The following is a 14,808-nucleotide window of genomic DNA, read 5'->3' on the forward strand; positions in this document are numbered from 1 at the left end:
GGGTTAATTGATAGCTTTCTGATTCATATCCACAGCCAGCTTCTGATTTTTGCGGGTAGTGAACTTATATACAAATGTTAGAACAAGTCCTGTTATGCCAAGTACGGCCGCAATGACAAAGGCTCTCTGATAGCTACTGTCTGTGCTGTAAACATGACTCATAATGGATGGGCCAAAGTATCCTGCTGTTGCAAATCCAATAAACATAATTCCATAATTCACACTATTATTTCTCACACCAAACTGATCGGCTGTAAATCCAGGGAATACCCCCATCAGTGCGCCAAAGCATAAACCAATAACTGAAATACCAATATAGAATGTCAACACACTACCTTCGCCTGAAAAATAAAGCAATGTGAGTCCTATGACCGAAAAGACAGAAGAAAATGCCAGGGTATTGATTCGACCGATTTTGTCTGAAATATAGCCTGCAATGATTCGTCCGCCAGTGTTAAACAATGCCAATACGGAAACAACTGTCGTAGCGGCTGCCGCAGACATCCCAATCATTTTCTGAGCTATAGGAGAAGCTTGTGATGTACACATGAGTCCGGCAAAAGCACCACACATTAATAACAAGATCATGATATAAAACAGAGGGCTTGAGAGCATGCCTTTCCAGTCTTTGTCGTTCTGAATAGAACGGCCAACATTTACAGTCTTGGGTGTCCATCCTGCAGGGACAAAATCAGAGGGACATTTCTCAATGAAGAAAGAAGCAGCACATACAATAATAAGAAATGCTATACCGATGATAATGAATGCTGATGTCACACCAGACCTACTGATTAAACTATTGGCAATAGGAGGTATAATAACTGAGCTTATTCCATAAGCAGCCGTTGTTATACCGCCAACTAATCCCCGTTTGTCAGGGAAAAACTTAATAGAGTTGCTAATTGTGCATCCGTAAACCATTCCCGTTCCTAGGCCGAGTACGATACCGTAAGCCAATACCAGGTAACCTACAGATGTTGCAAATCCTGATAAAATCATACCGCCTCCAAACAGCAAGCCCCCTACAAAAATCACTTTCTTGGGCCCGAACCGATCATTAATCCAGCCACCTGAAATCATCGTGATAGGACCTACCGAATTTGTAATCGTAAATGCTATAGCCAAATTCCCCGGTGTTAAACTAAGTCCTGTTACGCTGCTCAAATATTCTGCCATTGGGGCAGAAAATACACTCCACGCGTAAATTGATCCAATACACAGATTAATAAAGCAGCTTGCAATCAGAATAATCCATCTCTTTTTTGTAAGTTCCACTAAGATCTTCTTCTCCCTCGTCGTTGTATTGTGAAATCATTCACATATTTCGAATTAATATTAACACGCACTTTCAAATATATCAACAGAAACATGTATGTATTTATACGATTTATCGAACGTGTTTTTGAATATATGTATCAATCTTATAGTGGACTCGCTAAATATGTTATACTTAACCAATAAACGACGAATATGTATAAGGAAGAGAGCCTTATGAGAACTTTAAAATATGCCATCCTAGGCTTGTTAAATAAAGAACCTATGACTGGTTATGATATCGGTAAAGAATTCAGTAAAGATTTAGGCGAATTTTGGTCTGCAAAGCACAGTCAGATCTATCCAGAATTAAAAAAACTGCTTAATGAGGGACTTATCGTCTACGAGATCCAAATTAGCGGGGAAATTTTAGAAAAAAAGTTGTATTCGATTACGGAGAAGGGCAAAGAAGATTTTTTACAATGGTTAAAAAAAGCAGAGCCTATTGAACCCACTCCCAAAGATGTGTTTAGGCTGAGAATGTATTTTTCTAATAATCTGGACATAACAACCCGATTATATTTGTTGGAACATCAGCTGCTTCAACATCAAGATAGGCTGGGACATTTACGCAAAAATAAAGAACGCTATGAAACTATTCCACCTCTTGATAGTGATAATTTTGGCGATTATCTTGTATTAGATGGTGCTATTTTACGCGAAACTATCACCATACAATGGCTAGAAAATTTTATTTCTTATTGTAAAAAGTAGAGCATCTCCTTTTCCCTTGAACTTATTGTTAACCAAAATAAAGCATAAGGATCCGAGAATCTGTAGCTCGGACCCTTATGCTTTATTCTTTACTTATCAACGCATCCGGTTCACTGTGGTGAACACAAATTTGTCGTACCGATGCCGCGAGAATGAGTATTCAAATGGTATACCCGTATCCAGATACCCCACCTGCTCAATTTCCAAGATTGGATCATCCGCTGCACAGTCCAAATGCTCCCGATCCAGCTCTGTCGACTTGGACGCGCGAATTGTACGATGTGAACCGACAATATTAAGGCCCAACTCTTCCTTAATATGTTTGTACACCGAGCCATACAACACCTGCTCGGTAATACCGCTAATCAGCTTCGTGGGCATGTACGTGCGCTCGATAACATATGGCTCACCCTCCACAACACGCAGACGGATAACATGATATACAGGAGAATTGGCATCAATAAATAGATGAGTCGCTACTTCCTCGGATGGAAATTGAACGTCAAAGGCTACGATTTTATTTTTGATTTCTTTCCCGCGCAGCAGATTGGTTAACCCCAGCATTTCATTTACGACAACATTAACAGGACCATTGTGAACCGATTTGACGATAAAGGTTCCGTGTCCTCGTTTACGATTCAGCAGCCCTTCCATCACCAACGTATCCAATGCCCTCTTGATCGTCATTCGGCTTACCTGAAACTCACTTGCCAGTGAAATTTCATCGGGAATCGGATCAATACCGTTATAGGTTTTATCCATAATTCGCTGTTTGACCTCTTGTGCAATCCGCTCGTATTTATTCATCTGTCTACCACCTGTACTAAAAATTGTTTTATGTCAGCATTTTACCAAAACATCGGTATCGCTGGTTCATTTTGTTCTGCAGGCGGGACGTTAAGGTGTTACGGTATAAGTAAGTATACCGAACATTACACTTTCTCACCAGCGGCATACGGCATAGTCCATTTTTCGGTAATGAAGAAAAAAAGGCGGTCCAGAGGACCACCTTAAAATCCGTTATTTTCGATCACCTGCTTGAACCAGTGCCCACTTTGTTTAACGGATCGTTTACCTCCGTCCTGCAGGTCGACAGATACAAAGCCATAGCGGTTTTTATAGGCGTTCGACCAGGACCAGTTGTCCATAAACGTCCACAGGTGATAGCCTTTCACATTAGAGCCCTCCGAGATAGCCCGTTGAACCCATTTTAGATGCTCACGGATAAAATCAATGCGATAGTCATCGCGGATCATACCCTGTTCATCCCTGAATTTCTCTTCGCCCTGAACACCCATCCCGTTTTCCGAGATAAAGCATTCAATGTTTCCGTAATTCTGTCTGACATTGGTCAGGATATCGTAAATACCCTTCTCATAGATCTCCCAGCCCCGCATCTCATTCATCTTGCGACCAGGCATGACATAATAGTCAAAGAAACGTTCCGGCACAAAAGGCGCATCCGGGTTCGGCAGACTTTCGCGGGCCTTGACTCTGCGCGGCTGATAATAGTTAATGCCCAGCAGGTCAACCGTGCCCTTGCGTATAATCTCCCGATCTCCGTCTTCCATGCTTGGGACAAATCCCTCTTGGCGTAACAGCTCCACGAGCAAAGGATTAAATTCTCCCGTCACAGATGGGTCTAAAAAGGAACGGTTAAAGAACGCATCGCATATTTCAGCAGCCTGCACGTCTGCCGGGTGCTGACTACGCGGATAGGTTGGCGTCAGGTTCAAAATAATACCAATTTTGCCCGTATAGCCTCCCTCTTTGTAAGCCTTAATGACACTTGCGCTCGATAACAGGGTATGATATCCCACCTGTACAGCTTTGCCGAAATCCACTTCATTCGGATAGTGGAAATCGTACAGATAGCCGCCTTCCACCGGGACAATTGGCTCGTTATGCGTAAACCATTTGGCTACACGATCCCCGAACAGCTCAAAGCAAGTGTTAGCGTAATCCACGTAAGCTTCGACTGTCTCCCGGTTCACCCAGCCCCCCTTTTCCTGCAAAGCCATCGGTAAATCAAAATGATACAAATTCACGAACGGCTCAATATCCGCCTGTCGCAATTCTTCAATGACAGCATTATAGAATTGAACCGCCTGCTGGTTCATAGCACCTCTTCCCGCCGGAAACAGACGCGACCAGGAAATGGAGAACCTGAAAGAGTTGTGACCAAGCTCTTTCATGAGTGCAATATCTTCTTTGTAACGGGTATAGAAACGGGACGTATCGGCAGGACCAACCCCGTCATAGAAACGGTTCGGCTCCTGCTCAAACCAATAATCCCATATGCTCGGTCCTTTGCCGTCTCCCTCCACGGTTCCTTCCGTTTGGGTAGCCGAAGCTGACGAACCCCACCAGAAGTCGGAAGGAAAACGGTATTGAATGGCTTGCTTCTCTATATCTTTCATTTCGGTATGATTCACAGCTCTACTCCTCTCTCTTTTCCAATGAACAAGCTGCTAATCCAGCAGCTCATTCATGTTACATTCCAACAGTTTGATCCTTACCTGCAACGGCTGCTTGGCCAATCTCCTCTTCCTGCTCTTTACGAACGTTCACCCGGTCGATAATTTTCAGGAATGGGAACCAGATGACAAAGACGACAGCCATATTAAACAGTTGCAGCAGTCCACCCGCCAAGGAACCCGTACCCATCATTCCGCTAAAGAACAATGGCATCGTCCAAGGGACCTGTATCCCATTTGGCGGCGGTACAATTCCAGTGGACATGGCAAAGTAAGTAATCAGCGTAACGATCATTGGAGAAATGACCCATGGAACGAAAATAAGCGGATTCATCACAATCGGCAGACCGAATATGACGGGTTCGTTGACATTAAACAGGCCCGGTCCAAGGGCCAGCTTACTGACCTGCTTCAATTGCTTGCTCTTCAGGAAGATCAGAATCGTGAGCACGACAGCCAGTGTCATACCTGTACCACCGATACCTACTGTATAAATATCTAAAAACTGCTTCGTGATAATATGCGGCAGTTCCAAACCTTTGGAGTACGCTTCATAGTTTTCAAGTGCCAGCGTATTCCAGATCGGGTCCATGACCGAGTTGATAATGATTTGACCATGAAGCCCAAAGAACCATAAGAGCTGAACAAAGAAAATAGCAATCAATGTAGGTATAATTCCACTGCCCAAATGCACCAGCGGTGCCTGAACGGCATGATAAATCAAATCATGCAGGTTATTATGAAGCGTCAGAGTAACCACAACGTTGATGATCAAAAATATGCCCAGCGTAATACACGCAGGAAGCAACGCAGCAAAAGACTTGGCAACCGCTGGCGGAACCCCTGGTGGCATTTTAATAACAATCTTCTTCTGCGTCACCTTTCGGTAAATCTCAGCCGCGATAAAAGCGACGATCATCCCGAGGAACATGCCCTTGGCCCCGATCCGGTCAACCGGAATAACACCTGCAATCGTAGCGCCACTCTCTTGAGTCAGCACGAACGGAGTCAGCATCAGGAAGCTGGCCAAAGCGATCATACCGCCAAATATCGGTTCGACCTTATAACTTCGGGATAGATAATATCCGATCCCCACGACCACGAACATGGTCATGATATTCAGTGTTGCATTGGGCGCAATATTCAGCAGATTCTGAAAAGCCGTCAGATTGCCCTCGCCCATCCACCCTTTTAGAAACGGCAGATTAATAATAACGACGATAATAGAGCCGAAAACCGTTAATGGAAATGACAACATAAATGCATCACGCAGTACAGTAAGATAGCGGTTGTTGTTCAGTTTACCGGCAATAGGTATTAAAATTTGGCTTAATTTTTCAAACAAAGCCTATTCCTCCCCCGCGAAGTAACTTGCATCAGGTTTGTTGCGAAATTCTCTTGTCCCAAATTTCACAAGCTCTTGTGTACAGATTATAAATTTCTGGATTTGAAAAGCTCCAGCAGCTCTAGAACCAAATCCTTCATGGTAACCGTGGACATCAGATGATCCTCGGCATGCATCAGAAGGAGCGAGAAAGGAGTTTGGGTTCCTCCCGCTTCCTTCTTGACCATTTGAAAATGGATATCATGCGCAGCACGCAAGTCCTGCTTCGCCTGCTTGAGCAGGTCGTCCGCACCTTCTACATTCTCATTCCGGTATTCGCTCAGCGCCTGAATTACTTTACTGCGAGCGCTTCCACTATGAAGAATAAGTTGGAAACTAATTTGTTCTTCCGTCAGTTCAGCTATATTGACTTTATCCATTTTTACGTTCCACCAGCTTCACTGCCTGCTCATAGGCTTTCTTGCCGTCAACCATTCCGTATGCCATCATGTCAATCACTTCTACATGGATACCATATTGGGCTGCTTCCTTTTCCAGCTGTCCTTTAAGAAAACTCATTTGCGGGCCAATCAATACCGCGTCAGCATTAGCCATATCTTCTGTCGCCTGATCTTGACCTACTGCCCAAATTTCAGCCTCGTCTCCAATAGATTTGGCATAATCCTGCATTTTGGTAACCAGCAAACTTGTAGACATACCTGAGCTACACGCCAGTAAAATTTTCTTCATGATTGTTCCTTCCCTTCAAGGTCTGATTGGATGCTAACTACCAGAAAACGTTTACAGCGTAATTATAAATCCACTTTTTAAATTTGTCTATACATTTAATTTATATGTATAGACTTTTGTTAAAATGACACATTTTATTTTTTTCCTCAAAATTAACGCTTTCATCTCTTCTCTTTAATCTCTCAATAACATTTGAGGCTCAGAATATTAGAATAGTGCATCATTCGTCCCTCGAAGTGCGGACCGGGGGGTCATATAGACGAGGAATACAAGCAGTTGTATGATTAGCAGAAATAACAGGTATTCATAGCTTCACTACATTACACGATACGGAGGTTCCGCCCATGAATGTAACCGATAACGACAACAATACCGCTCTTTGGCTGCGATATGCACCTTACCTGATGTTTGATCAGCGGGAACCGTTTTACCCGGATTTTGTTGGTGTTACGGTGCTGGATCAACCGGGTCCTTCCCCCTCCTTTCGTCGCACATTGGAATTTTCGGACGAACGGGTGAAGCATATTGTAGAATACGCCATCTGGTGGGACTACGAAATCGGTCACCTCTATGAGCTGGAGCATGTATGGGTCTATGTCGGGCAGGATGGTGAGGTCGTAGACTGCGAAGCCAGCTTCCACGGCAGAGTGCTCAAGGGGCTGCTCAAGGACCGCAGTAATCTACTAGACGGTACGCATGTGCGTCTGTACTCTCAACCGGGAAAGCACGCTTTCTCGCCGATCACGGACATTTTCGAATTGTTGCCTGACCTGTACACCAATGCGAACGAACGCGCCGGGGTGGACGGGCTGCTGACGAACGAGCTGTTCCACGGCCTAATTGCCACGAATGATGAAATTGATGGGCTTGTATGGCGCCATCTCCAATCATTGTCCTTCGTACCAGCCATGGAATTTGAGGAATATTACTTCGCGCCGGAGCTGTTCATGCCGTGGTCTTCACTATTTCGCATCATACCGGAACGAATTGAAGCCCGTGTACAGGAGCTGAAGCGTCAATATTTGTAGATGTTATTAGGACATGCAGAAAGGGGTACGGCAGAGTGAAGGTGAGAACAGCGGGCAGGCGTAAAGCGGCGGCGGATGAATGGGTCGAGAAAAAAGGCTACAAGCGTATACTGCTGTCTTACCTGCCGCTTGTGCTGACGATGATCTCTGCCGTTATTTTTGTGTCCTTTATTATCGTGACAGATCAAATGACGAAGGAAGCGGAAAAGGAGAATGCTGTTTCGACCGAATACATCGCAGATACGCTGGAATCCACGGTGGAGGAAACCGAAGTATCCGTGCTGCGTGAGCTGGCGGTGAACCGTTCCCTGAACCGATTCATGAACGATGCTACAGGAGACAATATGCGTGTGACCCAGTACGAATTGTCCCGTGATTTGGACAAGCTGGCGGGTGCGTACCCCGAGCTTCGTTCCATCTATGTATACCGCTCTGCCGATGCCGTAGTGCTGACGCAACGGGAAATCACCCCCTTGTCTGCTTTCCCGGACAAGGAGTTCATTGCTGCCCATTTCTCCTCGAACCGTGCTCGCAAATGGTTGCCTGCCCGCTCATTCACAGATAGTATGCTGACGCCGCCCGGACAGGTCATTTCCCTGGTTCAGCGCTTCCCGCTGCCGCTTGGCAGTCAGGGCATGGTCGTAATCAATGTAGACACCGACAAGCTCATTCGGCGGATTGACCATATGACCAGTCCCGATGTGGCGTTGCTTGATATACGGGATGCAAACGGGCTATCTCTCCAGACTGCCGTAGGAAGTGGGGACAAAGATCGCTTAACGGATACCAAAGAATATACCTTCGAGCGCCATTCCTCTTATCTCGGCTGGACCCTGCACAGCGGCCTCAAAAAAGGGCCTCTTTCCAAGTGGGTATCCGTCATTTCCTACCTGTGGATTGCGATTGGAATTGCGGTAGCGGTTCAGGAGGACTGGATACTCGGCAAGCGCCAGTTCATTCGGGACTGGCTGGAAGGCGAGCATCCCGTCACCCTCGAAGAGTGGCAGGAGAAAACACGTCTGTTCGGACTGCCAGAGCTGCGGGACACTTGCACCGTGGCTGTCGTAGAGCTGGGTAACTACAAGGAATTTACGCTGCGTAATGGAGAGCGTGACCAGCGATTTCTCAAGTTTTCGCTGGTCCATGTCATCCGCGAGCAATGGCAGATGGAAGGCAGTATGGAGACGGAATGGATTGCCCCGAATCGGCTAGTCGTGCTCTGGATGTCCGAAATAACAGATACAACCAGCCTGAGCACCGAATACGACCTGATGGAGCGGATGAGCAGGCTGACCCGCTGGGTGGAACACCATCTCAACCTGACGGTGCGTATCGGTGTCGGGTTGCCCGCTCATTCGTTGGCAGATGCTGCCGATTCGTTCAGGCAGGCGAACGCCGCCTTGCGCTACAAGCTGATTCACGATCAGCACACCGCCATTCCATACGCCGCCACTGCACAAGCGGCTCCTTACTCCGCCTATTCCTATTACCGGATGATGGCAGCATGTATGAAGGAGCTTCGCGCGATGAACGAGGGCTGGAAACAGCAGATTGACGCAATTTTCAGCCGAATGCAGGAAGAGCGATTGGCCGATGAGGAGCTGCTCGCTATCGTACAATACGGCCTGATGCTGCTGCTGGAGGAGGCCGAAAGTGTGGCCGACCCTGTCATCCGCAGCCAGCTGGAGGAAGTTGTAGCCCGGCTTCGGACACAGATGGAGCATACAGGACAGCTAAGCGAGCTGCATACCTTGTTTCATGCACAGCTCGAGCGTTATTTTGCACAATATGTGTTGTACAAGACGTCTAACAAGTATTTGGAGACGATTAATCGGGTCAAACGCTACATTGAGGAGCATTTTGCCGATCCCGATCTGTCCCTGACACATATAAGCGATAAGTTCGCCTTAAAGCCCAAATACGCCAGCCAACTGTTCAAAGAGGAATTTGGCATGAAATTCGTGGATTTTCTCGTGCAGCTCCGCATGGAGGATGCCAAAAGACGACTGGTGGAAACCACAGCTTCCGTGCAGGATATTGCGCAGCAGGTTGGCTATACAACTTCCATTGCCTTTGGCCGCATGTTCAAAAAGCTGGAAGGCATCACGCCCGGTGATTACCGTAAAATGAAAATCCGCCCATCCGTTAAACGCCTGTCAGACGCACAAGGGACCCTTTTTCCAGATCTACATAATCAACTGTAAATGCATGAGTCCGCACGTTGGCTTTCAGAAGGACACGATAGCCTCCTTTTTCCCATTCGATTTCCAACTGATCGGAATTTCCAGCTTCTACGATTTTGATTTCACCATCAAAAGCAGGATAGGAATTGCGGAATTTCATCAACTGAAACAATCGCTTCAAAACGGGTCTTTCCAGGTTTTCAATGACTTCCTCTTGGGAATAGTAATGCCGGTTAATGTTACGACCTACCTTCGTTTCTTCCAATAGCGCGATGTCATTTTCACCTGCCAGCAGCCCTACATAATAGACTTGGGGGATGCCCGGTGCAAAAAACTGAATGGCTCTAGCCAGTACATAGGCATCATCGTTGTTGCCGAGTGCTGAATAATACGTACAGTTGAGTTGATAGATATCCAGGTTATTATAGGCGGCCGTATTGTATACCCTTTTAATGTTAGCTCCCTTGGAGAACAGATTATTTTTGGTCTCTTCGATCTCTTCATCCGTCATTAAGCCCTTGGCATCAACGACTCCAATTCCATCATGCGTATCCAGCGTAGTAAACTGCTTTCTCGGACAGATGTTCAGCCAGTGAGTGAGACGCTTACTATTACCGCTATACAATGCGTGCAGCACCAACATAGGTAGGGCAAAATCGTAAACCCAATGATCCTTTTCAGCAAGCTTCAACTGAATGGAGTAATGCTCATGAATCTCCGGCAGAACATCGACGCCGTAAGGCTTCAATATCTCCTGTGCTTCACCAAGCATGTCCCAAATTTCAGGCTCCACGAAGAAACAATTGGTTCCTCTTTTTTTGGTAGCATATGCAAAAGCATCGAGTCGGATGATCGAAGCACCCTTTTCAGACAAACGAATCAGGTTTTCTCTGACAAATTGCTGGGTCACGTCCGAGTGCAGATTAAGATCCACCTGTTCCTCATCAAAGGTACACCATACCTTTTCCGTCGTACCATCCTTAAACTCGACATCAATATAAGGCGCACGTGGCTTTCTTTTATAAATCAAATCCACTTCTTCCTGAGTGGGCTCTCCATTCGGCCAAAAATCCTTGTACCGGATAAACAAGTCGGCGTACGGCGAAGCGTCTTTATGTTGGACAAAGTCCTGAAAATACGCCGAGCTGCGAGAGATATGATTAATCATAAAATCAAACATGAGGTAAAAGTCCTGAGACAGCCGTTTAATATCTTCCCAGTCACCAAAGGGTGCATCAACGTTCTCATAGGTCGTCGGAGCAAAGCCACGGTCTGCCGAAGACGGATAAAAAGGAAGCAAATGGACGCCACCGATAACCTGTTTAAAATGGTCGTTTAGCAGTTCCCCCAGCTCTTTCAAATTCTTCCCCATGCTGTCTGCATAAGTAATAAGCATAATTTCATTTTTGATGGACACGATGGTTTCTCCCCTGTTCTCCCGCTGTGGGATATCTATTATTTAGCGTTCTTTTCAAAGAAATCTAACGTATTTCTGAACAGCTCTTCCCGATGAGGTACATTACCCCATGAATGGTCGGCACCTTCAATGATCTGAATGCTAATGGGCTGTGAATAGGCTTGTTCATATTGATAGGCATATTGGATAGGCGCTATAAAGTCCTGATCTCCATGAATAATGGCGACATTTCCTTTAAAACTTGAGGCTCTGGTGTAAATATCCAAGCTGGCTACATCCTCAATGAATCCCGGTCCAAGGCGCAAACTGTTGAAATCAAAGTACCCCTGTTGATCCATAGAAGAAATCGATTGTCCCTGAATCGTTTTCTTGTTATTGATTTCATCGGTTACGGTTGCCGCAGGGGACCACATACATAAAGAGTGAATGTCTTTAGACAAATCACCAGCTACTATACTGGCAACCACGCTCCCTAAGCTCATACCCATTAGACTGACACGAGACGAATCCACAAATTCAAGCTGTCGAACATAGTTAACGATGGCCTTTCCCTCTTCCACCTCTCCGGAAATGGTCACATCGTAAAAATCACCCTCGCTTTCGCCATGCCCTCCAAAATCAAACCGCACAGCTGCAATCCCATGCTTTTCAAGAAGGCGCGAAATTTGGACAAATGAGTAAAAATATTCGATCCGGTTAGCCCCGAACCCATGAAACATAATCACAGTAGGATATTTGCCACCCTTGAGGGTCTCAGGAATATGAGCTGTTCCTCTTAGCGTCAACCCATGAACAGAAGTTTCAATATATTGTAATGACATGACGACCACCTCAATCTCAAATTTTTTGAATATGAATATGTTAAGTTACTGAGCCGCTCTTCTTTCAGTCAGCTCTGCACGCATTTGGCTTTGGACAAAGTCAATCCGGTACATATAAATGAAGAGCATACATATCGCAAATGCAATCGCAGGAATCCAGACAAAATTAGTTGTAATGGCCTGCAATGCAGACTCTGTCTGCACCATGTTAGCTACAAACCCTCCCTTAGCCAGAATTCTGGATGTTAAAGCTCCTGCAATCCCTGCGCCAAACTGAATTCCGATCGTTCCGGCTGCCGTTAACAGACCTTGGGCTCTGACACCAAACTTCCATTCTCCAAAATCGACAGTATCAGCAAACATAACAAAAACCGTACTTTGTGCAGCCCCTAAACCGAACGATCCCAGAGCAACACCAAACAGTGTAAGAGCAACAGAAGGCTCCATCGAACCCGTCCACATCACAATCTGTCCCAGAATACTGATCAGCAACCCGATCAAAACCACATTTCGGTTCTTCATTTTCTTCACAATAAATGGAACTAGCAACATACCGATGATCATGGCACCTGCATTAATCCCATTGGCAAGCGAGCTCATTCCTTCGTTTCCCATATTATATTTAAAGAAGAATATCATGGTAGATCCTTTTGCCACTACGCCGATAAAGATTACAAAATTAGTCAGTGCAAGCATCCACCATGGAAAATTGGGCAAGAGCGCCTTAATGCTATCTCGGAAAGGAACCGGTTTACCCTGATCATATTGAACACGCTCTCTTGTATGCGTAAACGTTAATAGAAACATAATTACGGATAACACGGAGAATATCCCCATAGTGAATATAAATCCCTTTTGGTTCGTTCCCCCTCCAAAAAAAATGACCAATGGAAGAGCAACCACACCTGATACCAATACACCAATCTGTCCACCGATATTACGAAACATATTGGCGGAGCTTCTTTCCAATGGATTCGCAGTGAGACTGGGTAGCATCGCCGAAATCGGTACATTGATACCCGCAAAGATAGTGTTCAGTAAAATGTAGGTAATATAGGCATACACCAGTTTATAAGAATCATCGAAATAACCTACAGCAAAAGACAGCACCGTGATAATCCCGAATGGAATTGCCAACCATAGAAACCAGGGCCGTGCTTTACCATACTTTGAATTGGTTCTATCAATGAGAATCCCGAAGATTGGACTAGCAAAAGCATCCAGTACACGGACAATTAAAAATAAGAGTCCGACAGATTCGAGGCTTAGCCCTGCAACATCGGTGTAGTAAAACATAAGATATGTTGAAACAACGGTGAATACTAAATTGTAAGCGGTATCACTCAGACCATAACTTAACTTCTCTTTGAGGCTTAACTTATTGCTCATCTTCTTCGTCCCCTTATGTGAGATTCACGTTGCAAGTAAAGCGTTTTCAGAAAACGTTCTATAATGATTTATATTATATACTAAAGGTTTAACATGTCAATCGATTGACATAAAATATTAAAAAAAATAAATGACCGTTACCCGACCAAAAATAGGGGAACGGCCATTATTTTAGGTTGTCTGCCCAAGGATCAAATGGACCGGGAGCAGCGGATTTAGGTCCCCCGTATAGTCCTGTCCATTAATTCGTTTGTTCAAAATTCCTACGGCTTGCCGGGCCATTAGCTGAATGGGCTGACGAATGGTGGTTAACTGTGGCATAAAGGCTTGGGCAGTCTCTGTCCCATCATATCCAACAACTTTCAACGTTTCCGGCACACGTCTACCTATCTTCAAGGCTTCAAAATAAACGTTTGCCGCCAAGATATCATCACTCGCAAAAATACCATCCACATCCGGATGCTCACTAAAAATCTGGTGAATGATTTGTTTATATAATTCTTGATCAAAAGACCTTGGAACTTCGTAAAAAATGGACTCCAGCCCGTGATTCTCCATCGTTTTTTGGTAGGCCTCCAAACGCAAATGTGTATCGGTTTGCAGCATGTACGGCCCATTGATATGAATGATTTTTTGACAGCCTTTATGAATTAAATGTTCCGTTGCCAGCTTCCCACCCAAATAGTTATCCGAAGAAACGACCACCGCCTCTTCAGAAATATACTGGTCCATGGAGACAATCGGGAATGAAGAGTTTACTCGCTCAAATACACCCCTGTTATGACTACCGACAATAATTCCATCCACTTGGTTCCGCAGCAGCATGCTCAAATAATTGGCTTCCTTCTCTGCACTTTTCAAACTGTTGCACAAAAAAACCTTATACCCCAGCTCCTCGCAAGCGAGTTCAATATGAAATATCAGTTCCGCATAAAAGGGATTACTTACGGTTGGAAAAATCAATCCTATAATGTTGCTTTGTTTGGATAACAGCGATCTGGCCATTTCGTTCGGTACATAATTCAGCTCTTCCATAGCGTTGTATACTAACGAACGTGTCTTTTCACTGATATATCCCCTGTTATTCATGACTCTGGAAACCGTCGTTGGAGAAACACCCGCACGCTTTGCTACATCTTCTATTTTTGGTTTCAATGGATTAGCCTCCGTAAGCATAAAAAAATTCTAAGGTTATTTTATTGTTCTCAAATATTCACATGCCATAATTCTAACGAAAGTTTGAAAATGTCTCCACTTAATTATTTTATTTACTTTCGTCTTCCATTCTCGGCTGCATCGGTTGCTTATCGGAATGCAGTTTACCGGAACCCCGTCTCTCCTAGTACGGCAAGGGCTTCCCCACGGCAAGTTTCATGGAAAAGTATCTATAT

General features: G+C 45.0%; 13 protein-coding genes. 3 read left to right on the forward strand and 10 right to left on the reverse strand.

All coding sequences use genetic code 11. The features are described 5' to 3' along the window. Positions 1-3 precede the first annotated feature (3 nt). A complete protein-coding gene (locus HPL003_RS06160; protein ID WP_014278771.1) occupies positions 4-1,275 on the reverse strand; it encodes an L-lactate MFS transporter in 1,272 nt (423 codons plus the stop codon). 216 nt (positions 1,276-1,491) lie between these two features. Here HPL003_RS06160 and HPL003_RS06165 point away from each other — a divergent pair, with 216 nt between their 5' ends. Continuing rightward, complete coding sequence (locus HPL003_RS06165) at positions 1,492-2,028, forward strand: PadR family transcriptional regulator (protein ID WP_014278772.1); 537 nt, start codon at positions 1,492-1,494, stop codon at positions 2,026-2,028. Between the two features lie 96 nt (positions 2,029-2,124). Here the strand turns inward: HPL003_RS06165 and HPL003_RS06170 are convergent, their stop codons facing one another. The 5 genes from HPL003_RS06170 to HPL003_RS06190 form a co-directional block, all read right to left on the reverse strand. Then, entirely contained in the window at positions 2,125-2,835 is a 711-nt protein-coding gene (locus HPL003_RS06170) for a GntR family transcriptional regulator (RefSeq protein WP_014278773.1), read from the reverse strand. Between the two features lie 203 nt (positions 2,836-3,038). Next, positions 3,039-4,448, reverse strand: coding sequence for a glycoside hydrolase family 1 protein (locus HPL003_RS06175; protein WP_014278774.1), 1,410 nt, complete (start codon positions 4,446-4,448; stop codon positions 3,039-3,041). 73 nt (positions 4,449-4,521) lie between these two features. Further along, the gene (celB, locus tag HPL003_RS06180; RefSeq protein ID WP_014278775.1) at positions 4,522-5,850 is read right to left on the reverse strand and encodes a PTS cellobiose transporter subunit IIC; all 1,329 of its coding nucleotides are present in this window, start codon (positions 5,848-5,850) and stop codon (positions 4,522-4,524) included. Between the two features lie 86 nt (positions 5,851-5,936). Continuing rightward, the gene (locus HPL003_RS06185; RefSeq protein ID WP_014278776.1) at positions 5,937-6,269 is read right to left on the reverse strand and encodes a PTS sugar transporter subunit IIA; all 333 of its coding nucleotides are present in this window, start codon (positions 6,267-6,269) and stop codon (positions 5,937-5,939) included. After that, positions 6,262-6,579: a PTS sugar transporter subunit IIB gene (locus HPL003_RS06190; protein WP_014278777.1), complete on the reverse strand. Its 318-nt coding sequence runs from the start codon at positions 6,577-6,579 to the stop codon at positions 6,262-6,264. The genes HPL003_RS06185 and HPL003_RS06190 overlap by 8 nt, the downstream gene beginning before the upstream one ends. Before the next feature lie 344 nt (positions 6,580-6,923). On the opposite strand from HPL003_RS06190, the gene HPL003_RS06195 reads away from it, so the two are divergent. Then, a complete protein-coding gene (locus HPL003_RS06195; protein WP_014278778.1) occupies positions 6,924-7,607 on the forward strand; it encodes a hypothetical protein in 684 nt (227 codons plus the stop codon). 35 nt (positions 7,608-7,642) lie between these two features. Then, entirely contained in the window at positions 7,643-9,811 is a 2,169-nt protein-coding gene (locus HPL003_RS06200; RefSeq protein WP_014278779.1) for a helix-turn-helix domain-containing protein, read from the forward strand. Here the strand turns inward: HPL003_RS06200 and gtfA are convergent. From gtfA to HPL003_RS06220, 4 genes are all read right to left on the reverse strand, one after another. Further along, entirely contained in the window at positions 9,753-11,207 is a 1,455-nt protein-coding gene (gene gtfA / locus HPL003_RS06205; protein ID WP_014278780.1) for a sucrose phosphorylase, read from the reverse strand. The two genes, HPL003_RS06200 and gtfA, sit on opposite strands and share 59 nt — an antisense overlap. A 38-nt stretch (positions 11,208-11,245) precedes the next feature. Further along, positions 11,246-12,028: an alpha/beta hydrolase family protein gene (locus tag HPL003_RS06210; RefSeq protein WP_014278781.1), complete on the reverse strand. Its 783-nt coding sequence runs from the start codon at positions 12,026-12,028 to the stop codon at positions 11,246-11,248. Positions 12,029-12,073: 45 nt separating this feature from the next. Continuing rightward, complete coding sequence (locus HPL003_RS06215) at positions 12,074-13,417, reverse strand: MFS transporter (protein ID WP_014278782.1); 1,344 nt, start codon at positions 13,415-13,417, stop codon at positions 12,074-12,076. 171 nt (positions 13,418-13,588) lie between these two features. Next, positions 13,589-14,572, reverse strand: coding sequence for a LacI family DNA-binding transcriptional regulator (locus HPL003_RS06220; protein WP_014278783.1), 984 nt, complete (start codon positions 14,570-14,572; stop codon positions 13,589-13,591). Positions 14,573-14,808: the final 236 nt, after the last annotated feature.

The organism is Paenibacillus terrae HPL-003 (genome assembly GCF_000235585.1).
GTDB classification, from domain to species: domain Bacteria; phylum Bacillota; class Bacilli; order Paenibacillales; family Paenibacillaceae; genus Paenibacillus; species Paenibacillus terrae_B.